The 15,199-nt window shown below is 47.7% G+C and carries 15 protein-coding genes; 10 read left to right on the top strand and 5 right to left on the bottom strand.

Going from position 1 to position 15,199, the window contains the following annotated elements; all coding sequences use genetic code 11:
* Positions 1-17 precede the first annotated feature (17 nt).
* Together QUA57_RS00075 and QUA57_RS00070 are read right to left on the bottom strand one after the other, a co-directional pair.
* Positions 18-611 carry an ATP-dependent Clp protease proteolytic subunit gene (locus QUA57_RS00075; RefSeq protein ID WP_190741966.1) on the bottom strand — a complete coding sequence of 198 codons (594 nt, stop codon included), beginning with the start codon at positions 609-611 and terminating at the stop codon, positions 18-20.
* 161 nt (positions 612-772) lie between these two features.
* Positions 773-1,432 (bottom strand): ATP-dependent Clp protease proteolytic subunit, encoded by a 660-nt coding sequence (locus tag QUA57_RS00070; RefSeq protein WP_333038231.1) that lies wholly within the window; start codon positions 1,430-1,432, stop codon positions 773-775.
* 72 nt (positions 1,433-1,504) lie between these two features.
* Here QUA57_RS00070 and QUA57_RS00065 point away from each other — a divergent pair, with 72 nt between their 5' ends.
* From QUA57_RS00065 to thrB, 5 genes are all read left to right on the top strand, one after another.
* Entirely contained in the window at positions 1,505-2,740 is a 1,236-nt protein-coding gene (locus QUA57_RS00065) for a VWA domain-containing protein (protein ID WP_333058789.1), read from the top strand.
* 222 nt (positions 2,741-2,962) lie between these two features.
* Positions 2,963-3,529: a Uma2 family endonuclease gene (locus QUA57_RS00060; protein ID WP_333058788.1), complete on the top strand. Its 567-nt coding sequence runs from the start codon at positions 2,963-2,965 to the stop codon at positions 3,527-3,529.
* A gap of 4 nt (positions 3,530-3,533) precedes the next feature.
* On the top strand, positions 3,534-4,007 hold the full coding sequence (locus QUA57_RS00055; RefSeq protein ID WP_333058787.1) for a tetratricopeptide repeat protein: 474 nt from the start codon (positions 3,534-3,536) through the stop codon (positions 4,005-4,007).
* A 53-nt stretch (positions 4,008-4,060) separates the two neighbouring features.
* Complete coding sequence (locus QUA57_RS00050) at positions 4,061-4,630, top strand: Uma2 family endonuclease (protein ID WP_333058786.1); 570 nt, start codon at positions 4,061-4,063, stop codon at positions 4,628-4,630.
* A gap of 87 nt (positions 4,631-4,717) precedes the next feature.
* Positions 4,718-5,671, top strand: coding sequence for a homoserine kinase (gene thrB / locus QUA57_RS00045; protein ID WP_333058785.1), 954 nt, complete (start codon positions 4,718-4,720; stop codon positions 5,669-5,671).
* 285 nt (positions 5,672-5,956) lie between these two features.
* Here the strand turns inward: thrB and QUA57_RS00040 are convergent, their stop codons facing one another.
* Positions 5,957-7,228 carry an ATP-binding protein gene (locus tag QUA57_RS00040; protein WP_333058784.1) on the bottom strand — a complete coding sequence of 424 codons (1,272 nt, stop codon included), beginning with the start codon at positions 7,226-7,228 and terminating at the stop codon, positions 5,957-5,959.
* Between the two features lie 466 nt (positions 7,229-7,694).
* Between QUA57_RS00040 and QUA57_RS00035 the strand changes: the two genes are divergently transcribed.
* Both QUA57_RS00035 and QUA57_RS00030 read left to right on the top strand, forming a co-directional pair.
* Positions 7,695-10,388, top strand: a complete 2,694-nt coding sequence (locus QUA57_RS00035) for an endonuclease MutS2 (protein WP_333058951.1) — start codon at positions 7,695-7,697, stop codon at positions 10,386-10,388.
* Between the two features lie 260 nt (positions 10,389-10,648).
* Complete coding sequence (locus tag QUA57_RS00030) at positions 10,649-11,590, top strand: site-specific DNA-methyltransferase (protein ID WP_333058782.1); 942 nt, start codon at positions 10,649-10,651, stop codon at positions 11,588-11,590.
* Here QUA57_RS00030 and QUA57_RS00025 read toward each other — a convergent pair.
* Together QUA57_RS00025 and QUA57_RS00020 are read right to left on the bottom strand one after the other, a co-directional pair.
* Entirely contained in the window at positions 11,553-12,104 is a 552-nt protein-coding gene (locus QUA57_RS00025; RefSeq protein ID WP_333058781.1) for a hypothetical protein, read from the bottom strand. The genes QUA57_RS00030 and QUA57_RS00025 overlap by 38 nt on opposite strands.
* The gene (locus tag QUA57_RS00020) at positions 12,094-12,306 is read right to left on the bottom strand and encodes a helix-turn-helix transcriptional regulator (RefSeq protein ID WP_333038246.1); all 213 of its coding nucleotides are present in this window, start codon (positions 12,304-12,306) and stop codon (positions 12,094-12,096) included. Before QUA57_RS00020 ends, QUA57_RS00025 begins: the two co-directional genes overlap by 11 nt.
* 166 nt (positions 12,307-12,472) lie before the next feature.
* Between QUA57_RS00020 and QUA57_RS00015 the strand changes: the two genes are divergently transcribed.
* The 3 genes from QUA57_RS00015 (at position 12,473) to QUA57_RS00005 (ending at position 14,989) form a co-directional block, all read left to right on the top strand.
* Positions 12,473-12,595: a hypothetical protein gene (locus tag QUA57_RS00015; protein WP_333038249.1), complete on the top strand. Its 123-nt coding sequence runs from the start codon at positions 12,473-12,475 to the stop codon at positions 12,593-12,595.
* Positions 12,596-12,690: 95 nt separating this feature from the next.
* Positions 12,691-13,296, top strand: coding sequence for a DUF3038 domain-containing protein (locus QUA57_RS00010; RefSeq protein WP_333038252.1), 606 nt, complete (start codon positions 12,691-12,693; stop codon positions 13,294-13,296).
* Between the two features lie 73 nt (positions 13,297-13,369).
* Complete coding sequence (locus tag QUA57_RS00005; RefSeq protein WP_333058780.1) at positions 13,370-14,989, top strand: DUF4335 domain-containing protein; 1,620 nt, start codon at positions 13,370-13,372, stop codon at positions 14,987-14,989.
* The last annotated feature ends 210 nt before the right edge of the window (positions 14,990-15,199 follow it).

The raw sequence follows: 15,199 nt of genomic DNA, 5'->3' as shown, positions 1-15,199 counted from the left end.
TGAAGCGAACAAACAAATTACGGACGCTCTTCGATCACTCTGTCAATCAAGCCGTATTCCTTGGCTTCCTCAGCGGACATGAAATAGTCGCGATCCATGTCCTTCTCGATTTTCTCGATCGGCTTGCCAGTATTCTTAGCATAGATATTATTGAGTTCGTGGCGCAACCGCAGAATCTCTTTCGCCTCAATCTGAATATCCGTTGCTTGTCCCCGCGTCCCCCCAGAAGGCTGGTGAATCATGATTCGCGAGTGAGGCAAAGCTAACCGTTTCCCCTTCGCACCGGCAGCTAACAGGAAAGAACCCATCGAAGCAGCCAAGCCCACACAAATCGTCACCACGTCCGATTTAATGTGCTGCATGGTATCAAAAATAGCCATGCCTGCCGACACCATCCCACCTGGGGAATTGATGTACAAAATAATATCCTTACCTGAATCTTCCGAATCGAGATAGAGCATCACAGCGATGATTTGATTAGCAATTTCATCGTCAACGTCCCTGCCCAAGAAAATAATCCGTTCCCGGTAGAGGCGATCGTAGATATTAATCCACTGAGTATCATAACCACCCGGCATTTTGTAGGGAACTTTTGGCACACCTATAGGCATAATTCGGAACTCCGTTTAGTTGGTAATTGGTGAGCGGGCTATTGGTTGTGGTTTATTAGTTATTTGTTACTTGTTATTTCAGGTTTTTTAGTTTTTGGCTATAATGACCACTAAACCATAACCAATAACTAATAACTAATAACTAATAAGCAATAACCGAATTAGATGACTCCTGCAGGCAGCGGTTTCGGCAATTCTTCCGAACTTTCAAGAACGCGATCGATCAAACCGTATTCTTTAGCTTCCTGGGGCGTCATGTACAGCAACCGATCCATATCTTTAGTAATCTTTTCGATCGGTTGGCCAGTACAGCTTGCAAAAATCTCAAGCATCGTCGCTTTATTTGCCAGCACTTCCTTAGCCCGAATTTGAATGTCGCTTGCTTGACCCCGCGTGTAAGCCTTGGGTTGGTGCAACACAATCGAGGCGTGCGGCAAACTCGCCCGAAAGCCTTTTGTACCAGCCGCTAAAAGCATCGCAGACATCCCCATTGCCGAACCGAGGCAAATAGTGTGCACAGGCGGCTTAATGTACCTGATCGTATCGCAGATAGCGAAGGCTTCTGTTTCAAAGCCGACGGGTTCGCCACTGTAACCAGAAGTGCCGGTCGAGTTGATGTAGATTTTGATCGGCTTATCCGGGTCTTCGTACTGCAAGAACAACAGTTCAGCGATAATCAGTTCTGTTACCGCAGGCACCAGAGGCATCCCCAGATAAACGATCCGCTCCTTCAGCAACAGGGATGGCAAATCGGGAGGTGGCGTCCGAGAGTTCCCTTCCCCGTAGTATGGCGATTGCACAGCTTTAATTGGTGTGTTCATATAACCGAAATGTTGCCTGAACTGATGGAGCTATTCTTAAAGAAATACTAACGCAATCTTTAGGTATCCCGCATGAAAGTTAGTTTGCTCCCGGTTTTAAACGACCCTAACCTTGACGCTGCTGCGCCCTCAACGCAGCGCCAGCTAGCGATTTCGGTGTCTGCGACGGCAAGCTCGATCGACTCCAGCGTACCCTTAAACCTGTGCCTGATTCTCGACCACAGCGGTTCGATGGGCGGACGCCCCTTGGAAACCGTCAAACAAGCCGCCGGACGGTTGCTCGACAGGTTGAAGCCCGGGGATCGCTTTTGCGCGGTGGCTTTCGACCACAAAGCCAAAGTCCTCGTTCCCAATCAAATTGTGGGAGATCCCAGCAGCATTAAACGGCAAATTGAGCAATTGCGCTCGGCCGGCGGCACAGCAATTGATGAGGGCATTAAGTTAGGTATTGAAGAGTTGGGCAAAGGCAAAAAAGAAGCTATATCTCAGGCGTTTCTGCTGACTGACGGCGAAAACGAACACGGCGACGACAGCCGCTGTTTGAAGTTGGCTAAATTGGCTGCCGACTACAACATGACTTTAAATTCTCTGGGATTTGGCGATAACTGGAACCAGGATATTTTGGAAAAGATTGCTGACGCTGGCGGCGGTGCTCTGGCTCACATTCAGCGTCCCGAAGATGCGGTTGACGAGTTTAGCAAACTATTTACTCGCATTCAAGGTGTAGGTTTGACTAATGCTTATTTGCTATTTTCACTGATGCCAAAAGTACGGTTAGCCGAACTCAAACCGATCGCCCAAGTTGCCCCGGATACGATCGAATTGCCAGTACAGCAAGAGGGCGATCGCTTTATGGTGCGCCTAGGAGATTTAATGAAGGATATAGAGCGAGTAGTTTTGGCTAATATTTATATTGGACAGTTGCCCGAAGGTACACAGGCGATCGGGCAATTGCAAATTCGCTACGACGATCCGACTGTCGGTCAAAGTTTGCTTTCCGATCCCGTTGCAGTTTCTGCTAATGTCTTGAAAGTTTATCAGCCGGCACTTAACCCGACTGTGCAGCAGCACATTTTAGCTTTGGCTAAATACCGCCAAACTCAACTCGCAGAAACTAGATTGCAACAGGGCGATCGCGCCGGCGCGGCGACAATGCTGCAAACTGCTGCTAAAACTGCTTTGCAAATGGGCGATAAAAGTGCCGCCACTGTGCTGCAAACCTCTGCTACTCGCTTGCAATCTGGTGAACAATTGAGTGAAGCCGATCGCAAGAAAACTCGGATTGCTTCTAAAACTATTTTGAAGTAATCGCGCGATTTGAAATTTTAAATAATTTTAAATTGGGCGATCGGACAATTCGGCGATGCGAAATCGCCTCTACAAAAACGAAACCCGCACCCAGGCGGGTTTCAATATTGTGAGTCTCGCCTGCAGAAAGCGAAAGTCAGTGTAGCCCGATTGTTTCAAGCTGTGGATCGTGTAGAAGCTCGATCGTTTAGAATGTTTCTATCACCTATCAAGAGTGCTTGTATGAACCAGACAATATCTGATAAAGTACGCTGGACTACCGCCGATTTAGAACTATTGCCCGATAACGGCCATCGTTACGAAATTATTGATGGGGAGTTATTTGTGACTAGAGCACCGCATTGGGGTCATCAACAGGCTATAGGCAACCTCTACCAAGAACTTAATACTTGGTCGCGAGAGACTAATTTAGGACGAGCAGGAATCAATCCGGGTATCATTTTCACGGATGCTGATAACGTTATTCCTGATGTAGTTTGGGCGAGCAATGAACGCTTGGCTATCTTGCTAGACGAAGCCGGCCATTTAACCGCCGCACCCGAGTTAATTGTTGAAGTATTGTCCCCCGGTGCAGACAATGAAAGACGGGATAGAGATTTGAAACTCCGACTCTATTCGGTACGAGGAGTACAGGAATACTGGATTGTGAATTGGCGGTTGCAGCAAATAGAAGTTTATCGCAGGGAACAAGCAAGTTTAAGGCTCATTGCTACGCTGTTGAGCGCTGATGAATTGACCTCGCCTTTGTTACCTGGTTTTAGTTGCTCTGTCGCTCGAATTTTTGCTTAGATTTATGAAACACTTTTACCGGACGATCGCCCTTTTGGGATTTGTTACCGTTTTGGGCGGCATATCCCCTGCCATTTGTACCCAACCCTCACCAATACTCATCGTTCAAAATACTGCTGAAGACTTATTTAACAGCGCTTTAGCCAAATCAGAAGCAGGAGATATTCAAGGGGCGATCGCCGATTACACCGAAGCCATCCGCCTCAACCCCAACTACGCCAAAGCCTACAACAAACGCGGCATCATCCACGGCCGCAATCTCAAAGACTATCCAGCAGCTAAAGCAGATTTCGATCGCGCAATTGAAATTAACCCCAACTACGGCGATGCCTACTACAACCGCGCCAGAGCCCGCGAATTCTTAGAAGACAAACCGGGGGCGATCGCCGATTATCAAAAAGCAGCGGAGCTCTATCAAAAAGATGGCAATACCAACGATTATCAAGATGCCATCAAGCACATTGAAATGCTGCAATAATAAATGGTTTGGGAAAAAAATATAATAGGGTTAGTCTTTTACAAATACCAACTATGATTGCCAACAAAAGTCACAACTACGCATCCCCAGAAGACTATTTAGAAGGCGAAAAGATCAGCCCGATCAAACACGAATACAAACAAGGCGAAATTTATGCAATGGCAGGAGCAAGTGATGCTCACGAGACAATTGCAGGCAACTTATTTGCACTGCTTAGAAACCACGTTCGGGGTAGAGGATGCCGAATTTACATAGGAAATATGAAAGCCAGAATTGAGCAAGCAGACGTGTTTTACTATCCAGACATCATGGTGACTTGCGATGAAAGAGATAGAAGCCTGGAATATTTCAAACGCTACCCGCGCTTAATCGTAGAAGTTTTATCTCCAACAACAGCAGCATTCGATCGCGGAAATAAATTTGCCGACTACCGCACCTTAGAAACTTTACAAGAATACGTACTGATTAACCAAGAAAGAATCAGTGTAGAATCTTACCAGCGCAATGCAGAAGGGCGCTGGGAACTTTACCCTTACGCGGAGGGCGAAGAAGTTCGCTTGGCTAGCGTAGACTTTCAATGCCCGATCGCACAAATTTACGAAGATGTTCTAGGAATCAGTTAAAATAGTCGATTGCACAAACACCAAAAAACCATCTGTGTTCATCCGCATTCATCTGCGGTTAAACATTCCAAATCCACCATTCAAAAAATGCCCGAAACTTCCACCGTCACCGTCACCGTACCCGCCACAACCGCCAACCTAGGCCCCGGCTTTGACTGCATCGGCGCCGCTTTAAGCCTCTACAACCGCTTCCAATTCTCCCGACTCGAACCATCAGCAACAGAGAAACTAAAAATTACTGTTAGGGGCCAAGAAGCCGCCAAAGTCAAGACAGACGACAGCAATCTCGCTTATCAAGCTTTTCTCAAGTTATACGATCGCCTCAACCAATCGCCGCCCCCTGTAGCGATACATATAGATATGCAAGTGCCGCTGGCTAGAGGTTTGGGGAGTTCCGCCACAGCTATTGTCGGTGGATTAGTCGGTGCAAATGAGTTAGCCGGTGCGCCTTTGAGTCAAGTGGAAGTGATGCAATTGGCGATCGAACTTGAAGGCCATCCCGACAACGTTGTCCCCGCTTTACTCGGAGGTTGTCGCCTCGCTGCTAGCAATCCACCCCCCCAACCCCCCTTGACTAAGGGGGGTGCTTGGGAGATTTGCGATATTCCCTGGCATCCAAATATTGTGGCCGTGGTAGCCATCCCCGATTTTGAACTGTCTACAGCCGAAGCCCGCAAAGTTTTGCCAGCAGATTACAGTAAGGCTGACGCGATTTTTAATGCTGCACACCTCGGTTTCCTAGTGCGGGCTTTGGAAACTGGGAATGAAAACTGGCTGCGCTGCGCCCTCCAAGACAAAATTCACCAGCCTTACCGGCAATCTCTTATTAAGGGATATGAAGCGGTGCAACAAGCCGCCGTGAATGCAGGGGCTTGTGGAATGGTAATTAGCGGTGCCGGCCCAACGCTTTTGGCTTTAACGGATGCTACTAATGCTGATGCGGTTGTGAGGGAAATGGCGACTGCTTGGGTGGAATTTGAGGTAAAGGCAGATGTAAGGGCGATCGGCCTCGATACTCAAGGCGCGCAAGTCTCCCTTTAGTTATTCCACTCCTAGACACACAACATCTAGATAACCGTGTTTTGTAGGGGCAATCTCCCGTGGTTGCCCCTCTCCATGGAATTATTCATATTTCTATTCTCTTCCTCTCTCCTTCAAATCTCTTGAATATCAACTCAAGTCTCTTTTCGATAACTTCTGCCAAGCCCTCTACAAAATTTTACCTTTAAAAAAAAATGCAGTCATTGTAGGGGCGGATTCACCATCATCTCAGGCTAAAACAAACAATCTCAAAAACCCGCCCCCACCAACGGTAAATACTGTTAATTAACTGTGACGCAGCGGAATCTCTATCTGAATTTTAGTGCCTTTACCCGGTTCGGAAAAACACTTGAACTCTCCTTTGTGCTGCTCTACAATTATCCGATAGCTGAGAGCAAGTCCCGATGATATGGGTTGTTCCGCAGGTTTTGCTCCCAAAAATGGCTCAGAAATTTGGGCTGTGGTATCTTTGCTATGTGCGATGTCGTTATCAGCAATCTCAATAGAAATTCGTTGAGCATCGACCACCTGAGTGGTAATCAAAATGACAGGCTTAAATTTGATGGATTCCAACTCCTCTAACTCTTGAGCCGACTCTTCCAAACCATCGATCGCATGATTGATGATATTCAGAAAAGCTTGATTGAGTAGCCCTGCGTAACACTCAATCTGTGGCAAATTGCCGAAGTGTTTCATCACCTTGATGTCTCGCCTTCCCTCGCGAGCCGGCAAGCGGTGCTGCAACAACAACAGAGTATTTTCTAAACCGTCGGAAACATCAAATAACTGCCAGCCCGATCGATCGCTGCGGGAAAAATCCTGTAGCGACAAAATTATTTGGCGGATGCGATCGCTCCCGGTACGCATGGAACTCACAATTTTTAATAAATCGTCGAGTACGAATTCCACATCCATATCTTGTTGTTTTTGCATAATTTCCGCTCCTGGAGCGACTAGCTCTTTTTGATACAATCGCAGCAGGTCAATTAAATCGGTAGCGTAGCTTTGGACGTGAGTTAGATTGCTGTAAATAAAAGTAATTGGGTTGTTAATTTCGTGGGCGATACCTGATACCAATTCGCCTAAACTTGACATTTTTTCTGTTTGCAGCATTCGATCGCGCGACAGTTGCAATTCTTGCTGGGTGAGATCCAACTGCGCCCTCAACTCGCGCGATCGCTTAGACGAGCGCACCCGCGCCAATAATTCCTGCTTAACTATCGGTTTAAACAGAAAATCGTCAAAGGGCACATCCAATTCTTGAACTTCATCAAATTGCTCGGGTGTTGTCAGCAGAATAAAATAGGTTGCCGCCAATTCTCGTGAAGCGAAGCTATCCCGTAGGGAATCGGCTTTCACCAGTCGGCACACCTCCAAAAAGTTGATTTGAGGCGAAGTGCCGTCGCAAATTATCGCATCGGGGGACAATTCCCTCGCCAAGTCTAAACCCTCTTGATCGTCGGAAACGACTCTCACCTGATGTCCCTCTTGGCCGAGTAACTCTTGCACCACTTGAAAACTCACAGTATCCGCGACGATCGCCAGAATCTTTGCCATACTTCTACCAACTCCACAAATTACTTTTTAGGATACAACCGCCAGAATTGCGCTGACAGATTTAAAATTCCAAAATAGTTCAATTACATCAAAAAACAACCGATGCCCGCTCCCTCAAAACCAAAAATAGCCCATACCATTTTAGATTTTATATTTTAGAGTAAAAAATGGGGAATGACTTACTGTATAATAATAGTTGGGAGCTTGCCTACAGTTGCATATTTTTTGGGGACTGGTATCACTAGAAGGTATAATTTTAGACGGGCAATGCAAAAATGCAAATTTTCTCCTTCGTAATTAATGGTACATCAGAGCTTTCTGCCGAAAGACTGCTGAGGGCGATCGCAGATACTTTCTCAAGTTGCGCCAGGAAACAATAAAAAACTTTAAAATCAATTAATAGTATCGTCAAATTCACCTTCTCGGTCAGCGCCTGAGAATGCCAATTACCAACACCACCTCAACTTTGATTCAAGCCGAAACACTAGAACTATTAGAATGGCCGCGCCTGTGTCAGCACTTGGCTACCTTCGCGGCCACCAAACTCGGCGTCGCCGCCGCCCTTGACCTCCCAATCCCGGCAAGTCAAGCTCAGACAGCAGAACTCCTAGCCCAAACTCAGGAAGCTTATCAGTTAGAGAGCCGCGCTGGCGGTGCTTTGAGTTTTGAAGGAATCCAAGACATCGGCACTTCGCTGCAGCGAGCCGAACTGCAAGGTTTGCTCAGCGGCGAAGAATTGCTGGCAATTGCTACTACCCTCGCCGGAGCAAGGCAATTGCGCCGGATAATTGACTCTCAGGCAGATGTGCCGACGCTCCAAGAACTGGCATCCCAATTGCGGACTTATCCCGAACTAGAGCAAGAAATCCACCGCTGTATAGACGATCGCGCTCAAGTAGCAGACAGAGCCACTCCTAAATTAGCAGGAATTAGAGTTCAAATGCGACAGTTGCGCGATCGCATTTATCAAATATTGCAGGGGATTTTGCAGCGCCAATCCAACGCCGTACAAGAACAGCTAATTACCCAAAGAAGCGGACGCTTTGTCATTCCAGTCAAAGCTCCCCAAAAAGATGCCATACCGGGCATCGTTCACGACTCCTCGGCCAGCGGCGCGACACTGTACGTAGAACCCCACAGCACAGTCAATCTTAACAACCAAATGCGGCAGTTGCTCAGGCAAGAACAAGCCGAAGAAGAAGCAGTCCGCCGCGCCCTCACGGAGCAAGTCGCAGCAGTAAAACCCGATTTAGACAGATTGGTGGTGGTAGTTACAACTTTAGATTTAGCGGTCGCTAAAGCGCGTTATAGTTTTTGGTTGCAAGCAAATCCGCCGAAATTTATCGAATTGGGAGAACCCGAATTAGCACCAAAAAATCCCGAAACAGAAGATGAGGAAAAAGAAGATGAGGAAAACTCAGAAAACAGTCAATTATTAATTCGCAACCTGCGATCGCAAATTACCCTGCGCCAGTTGCGCCATCCTTTATTAGTTTGGCAGCAACATCACGAGCAAGGCTTTCCAGTCGTGCCGGTCGATTTAACGATCGCGCCGCACATCCGCGTCGTCGCCATCACAGGCCCCAACACTGGCGGCAAAACTGTCACTCTCAAAACCTTGGGATTGGCAGCTTTAATGGCGAAAGCCGGAATGTTTGTTGCCGCCCGCGAACCCGTAGAATTGCCTTGGTTCGACAATATTTTGGCCGATATTGGTGACGAACAATCTTTACAGCAAAGTTTGTCTACTTTCTCCGGCCATATCCGCCGCATCAGCCGCATTTTAGAAGTTTTACACAATAAATCGCAGGCCCAAGGGGAAGAAAATTCAAACCTTCCAATTACTAATTCCCAACAGCAAGACCAAGAAGCCACAGATACACAGAACACTGTTTCTGCTCGGCTAATTCTCAAACCTAAATTACAAATTCCCCAACCCCAAATCCCAATTACCAATTCCCAATTACCAATTCCCAAATCTTTAGTTTTGTTAGACGAAGTAGGAGCGGGTACAGACCCCTCAGAAGGCAGTGCATTGGCGATCGCCCTGTTGAAATACCTCGCCCAACATTCCCTATTAACAGTTGCAACTACCCACTTTGGCGAACTCAAAGCCCTCAAATATCAAGACTCCCGCTTTGAAAATGCCTCAGTAGAATTTGACGACAATTCCATGCAGCCAACCTATCGCTTGCTGTGGGGAATTCCCGGACGTTCCAACGCCCTCACCATTGCCCAAAGACTCGGTTTGCTAGCATCCATAGTCGAAGAAGCTCAAACCTATGTCGGGGGAGCCTCTCAAGATGTCAATCAAGTGATTGCTGGACTCGAAGCACAGCGCCGGAAACAGGAAACCAAGGCCAGAGAAGCAACTCAACTGCTACACCAAACCGAAAAACTGCACAGAGAAGTTTCTCAAAAAGCAGCCGCTTTGCAAGAGCGGGAGCGAGAACTAAAAATAGCTCAGGAAGTGGCAGTAAATGAGGCGATAGGGTCGGCAAAATCAGAAATTGCTCAAATCATTCGTCGCTTGCAGTCGGGCAACCAGACGGCTCAAAATGCCCAACAAGCTACAGAAACCTTAAATCAAATTTCTGAAAAACACCTGCCTTCTCGCCAACAACCGGCTAAACCCAAACCGAGTTTTATGCCGAAAGTGGGCGATCGCATCCGCATTCCCAGCTTGGGCCAAACCGCCGAAGTCCTCAGCGGCCCCGATGCTAACGAAGAGTTGAGCGTTCGGTTTGGGATTATGAAAATGACTGTCAAACTAGGAGAAATTGAATCCCTCGACGGTCAAAAACCGGAAACTAAAGCTCAATTAGCCAAGGCGGCCGCCCAAGCACAAGCACTCGCTACGGCTAAAGCTAAGCAAGCAGCGGCGGAACCTGCAAAACCCAATCCCGAAATCGCCATTCGCACTGCTAATAATTCGATCGACCTACGGGGTGCGAGAGTCTCAGACGCAGAAATCGAAATAGACAGAGCTCTTTCCAAAGCCGTGGAATACGGAGTGCTGTGGATAATTCACGGTAAAGGTACGGGACAGTTGCGGCGCGGCGTTCACGAGTTCCTCGCCAATCACCCCCAGGTTTCCCGCTTTGAACTCGCCAGTCAAAAAGAAGGAGGTGCAGGTGTGACGGTGGTTTATTTGAAATAGTCAGGAGTTACGCATTTCCGGTTGACTCGTAATTATAGCAATCCTAAATCATTTGTAATTTTCTTACTCCCGAACCGCGGGTTCGGGGAGGGTTGGGGTGGGGTAAAAAATTTACGAGTCCTTTAGGATTGCTATATATATTTTTCGGCAGAAAAACAAGTTGCAACGAACAGATCGTAGTGATACAACCGGAATGGATACTATACTGCAAATGTGGCATAATTAAGAGTTGATTTCCCACTTTAGTAACTGCCTGATTAATGAAAAAAACTCCCTCAAATGAAGTTTTGGTTGGCGACTGTCGTGAAGTGATGAAGACCTTGCCAGAAAATTATATTTCTGCCTGTATCACTGACCCACCTTATAATTATGAATTTATTGGTCATAGATGGGATGACTCAGAAATTCAAAGGCGTATGGAAAGAGTCAATAGCAAGGGAAATAAAACCCTGGTTAAAAACATTCCCTATGGCAGTGGTTTAGCAGGTGGAGTCAGAAACGAAAAATGGTATCAAAGGAATCGTAACAACACTCTGGATTATGAAAAGTGGTGCTTTGAGTGGGGCGAGCAGCTTTTTCGGATCTGCAAACCGGGTGCGACAGTTTTAGTTTTCAACAGCACGCGGACTGTTGCTCACGTACAAGTTGCACTTGAAAGTGCTGGTTTCTATGCGAGAGATATTCTTGTTTATAAAAGATCGAGTGGTATCCCTAAAGGTGTCAATATTAAACAACAGTTAGAGAAGAAAGGATATGAAAATCCTGAAAAATGGGATGGTTGGCACAGTTGTCTGAGGAATGAATGGGAAGCAATCTGCGTACTTCAAAAACCACTGGTAAATAATTACTTGGAAACTTTACAGGAGTATGGTACTGGTGTATTTTATACTAAAGATCAGTTTGGTGGTTTTCAGTCAAATATTTTAGAAGGTATACAGCGTGAGAAAACCGAGGAGTTTAACGTCCATTGCACCGTTAAACCAATCGCTCTCATGAGAAAGCTGGTCGAAATATTTGTACCGCGTTTGGAAAATTCTATTCTAATCGATCCTTTCGCAGGATCGGGAACCACATTGCTGGCGGCGCAAGAATTTGGCATTAGGTATGTTGGCATTGAAATAGTACCTGACTACATAGAGATTATCAACAAGCGCCTTGATAGTTTCAGCGGTATACAGGGAATTCTCCCACTTTTTCAATAAGAAATGACTTTAAATCAAACCCGCTTATTGTTTTTATGAACTGAAACGAATCGTCCCCAGTGTAAACTTTCCAAGTCCCTACTTGGCACGCTGTAATAGCTGCGGGCAAATTATCTTGTCTAAGAATTAAGAATACAGGTTCGTAATTATAAGTACGAAGTAGTGGGCCATAAGATTTGAACTTTTTCAGTGTTCCAGAGTCTCCTGAGCCAATACGATATTTTGTATCTATTGCGTACCCATCAACAATCAGATCGCACGGCTCATCGCTTCCAACTTTAAATGCTGGCTGAAAGCTACTGCAATATGTTTTACACGTTTCAGTAACTAACAATTGCCAACACATACCTAACTCACGTCCCCAATATTGCCTATTTTCTTTTTTTATAATTGGAGAAATACCAAACACATCCATTAAAATATCGTGTTCTTCATTCTCTTCTGCATAAATTTTTTTGGTAAATGAGTTTTGGTATCTTGCTAAAATTTGCTCTAGTCTTCTTTCAGTCATCATCAACTACCAGATCGGCTAGACTAACGGATAATGCCTTGGCTATTTTGCTTGCATTAAGTAGCGTTATATTCCTTTCACCTCGTTCAACTGAACCAATATAGGTGCGATGTAATGCAGATAGTTCTGCAAGCTGATCTTGGGAAAGATTTCTGAGCTTTCTGAAATGTCTAACTTTTTTACCAAATTGCTCCGTAATATCCATAGATCGCGCCAGATGAAGCAATGACAACTATAATCTGACAGACTATAAGTAGCGACAGACTATAAGTAGCATTCGAGAGCGCTAGGATCTTTGCATTGATATAAGTCCCAATAGTTTCAAAGCACTGATTTGATTTCGGTCACTGTGTGGCGTAGGATGGTTAGGGGTGAAAATCTATGGGTTTTGCGGATTGCGATCGATCGAACTTGAAACCGCAACTTTTAACCCGCAACTCCGTCCAGCAGTTAGGATTGCCGGAATCAAAGCAACGAGCTATGGAGACAAATAAACAGATGTGCTGTTGCCCACAGGCCGCTAAGCTTTAATCACTGCATACTGTTTGATCTCCTGCCTCAACCAGTCTTAATTTCCCGTGCTGAAGCCATGCGCTCGACCGTAAAGTCCTCCGCTCCCACAAACGAAACTGGCCAATCTCCCAACTGGGAAGAATTGACCCAAAAAGCACCAGAACCTACCCAGTTGGACAACATTAAAGCCCAACTGGATTTAGTGCTGTTAGCCCTAGAAGCACTGGCAGAAATTGGCTCAGAGGCGATGCTCAAGGTAGCAGCCGAACTGAATTTAGAGCCAATGGTAGCCGATCGGGTAGCTTTGTGGCGGCTGCGCCAATCTAACCCGCTGCGGAAAGGCCACGGAGGGCGCAAAAAACTCGATGTGGAGGAAGCTCGATCGCTCGTTTTGATAAGCTGTCATTTGGCAAAACAGCACCAAGCTTTAATCCGCCGCGCTGTTGCTTTGCTGGAACAAATGGCAGAGCAAAACCGCGAACCTCACACCATCGCTTTGCTGGGAGATTATATTGACAGGTTCAGCAACACTTATGGCTCGCGCATGGAAGATGCAGAAAATTTATCGGCGCGAGAACTAACTGATTTAGCCCTCAAACTCCTGATCGATTTGCTGTTTTACAGCAGTCCCGGCGGCCACCGCCGCCTCTGGCTGGCTCTTCTAGATCGCGCTAAAAATTAAACAACAGCCAACAGCCAACAGTCAACAGCCAACAGTCAACGGTCAACTGTCAACAGTCAACAGACTTTCTGCTATGGTTCTCAAACGGTACACGCCCCCCACTTGCACGCTGGAAATTACAGCCAAAAGTTCGCCTCTATCTCGCTGGGCGGGCCAACCGGTGTTTAAATCTTTAAGTTTCGAGCTGCGACTCGACGACCCCAGGCTGCCAGATACCGAACACGTTACCCTCAGGGGCGATCGAATTCAACTCGAAACCCTCCACGAAGCTGTTAGCACCTACGTCCAAAACTTCCTCGGCGAATCCCGCGATTGGGAAAGCAACCTTAACTCTCAAACCGCTCGTACCGCAGCAGAGCCAGACTCGCCACAAGCCGCGCCTAACGCCGTCCTATTCGATCGAGCCGTCAACACTTCCGAACTAGCAACTTCCAACCCCTACTCTATCCCAAGCTCCGCCCCGAACCCTTCCTACCTTCCGGTTCCCCCCCGCTTAGAACCCCGCGGCTTGCTCGCCCACAACTTGTTTTTAGGCTCTTTGAGCGCCGCAGAATCCGGGCCAGTAGTTCCCTTGAGCACCCTGCAACTGTTTGACTTGGCCACAGCACTAGATGACTGCGCCGCCGAAGTGATGGCGCTTCCCAACCTCAACCGCGAACCCCGAGGGCCGCTGTCCTCACCCTGGCTTAAGGTGGCAGCAATGATGGTCGCCAGCGCGGGTCTGACGACAGGAATTATCAAAATGCTCGATCGGGCCGCCACCTCTCCGCAAACCGCCTCAGCCCCCGCCCCCGCCCCCGCCAATCCACAATTGAGCACCGCTCCAGGAAATCCCCAGTTAGCTGCCGGCGTCTCCCCCAGTCCAGTTCCCGCCGTACCGACACCCCCAGCACCAAAACCCTCAGCCACACCCGGTTTACCGCCCCTGCCGCCCCCGCCCATCAACACCGCCGCCTCCCCCAGCCCCAGCTTACCCCCCATCGCCCTCGCCCCGAATACCCCCAGCAACAGACCCAGCCCCATCCAGCAGCCACCCCTGCTATTTCCCCCCAACGGCAGCGCAGCCAGCGCCCCACAGAGCGCCCCAGCTTTCCCTCAAGGGCAAACAATCACAATTCCCGCCCCCGAAGAACCGCCCATTTCCGCCCCCCAAGCACCCGCACCAGTACCCTACGTGCTGCCCCCCCTACCGCCGAGACTAGCTCCCGCCGTACCGCCCCCCCTGCCGCCCTCCCTGTCTGCTTCCAGATTTCCCGTTCCCCCGCCGCAGCCATCCCCCCGCCCCATCGAGCCGATTGTCCCCCCCGCCAGTACCGAACTCCCACCTCTTGAGGATGCTCAACCCCCAGCCGAGCCCGAGGACAACAACCAGGCGGCAGCGAGTCAAAAAAACCGCACTTTATTTGATACAATTCCTCAAGTTTCAGAAGCTAGAACTTACTTTGAGGAACGCTGGAAGCCTCCAGAAGGAATGGAACAAACTTTGGAATACAGCGTGCTGATCGATGAAAATGGGTCAGTTCAAAGTATTGTGCCGATGGGAAAAGCAGCAGCAGATTATATCGAGCAAATTAATATGCCATTAGCCGGCGAGCCGTTTGTTTCTGCCGTTTCTAATGGCAAAAACCCGAAAATTCGAGTTGTTTTGCGACCGAACGGTCGAGTACAAACCTTTTTGGAAGAGAGTGATTAAACGCTCTCAAACACATTGTCGAGAGGGGAAATCCCGGTTAATTGCTAATCTTAAACAAGTTCAAAAAAATTTAATTTTTAACGGCGGCCACAGCAGCCAGCGTATTGACATTGGCTCGCCTTTGTGCTGCAAATACAGCCGATTCCAGGTTTATGAAGTACAGTAGCAGCAGCTTGTAAACCAGTTTTTAAAGTGCTGTGGATTAACCAA

It is taken from the genome of Microcoleus sp. Pol7_B2, from assembly GCF_036701035.1.
Classification (GTDB): domain Bacteria; phylum Cyanobacteriota; class Cyanobacteriia; order Cyanobacteriales; family Microcoleaceae; genus Microcoleus.
This window is presented reverse-complemented; position numbering and strand designations above follow the sequence as displayed.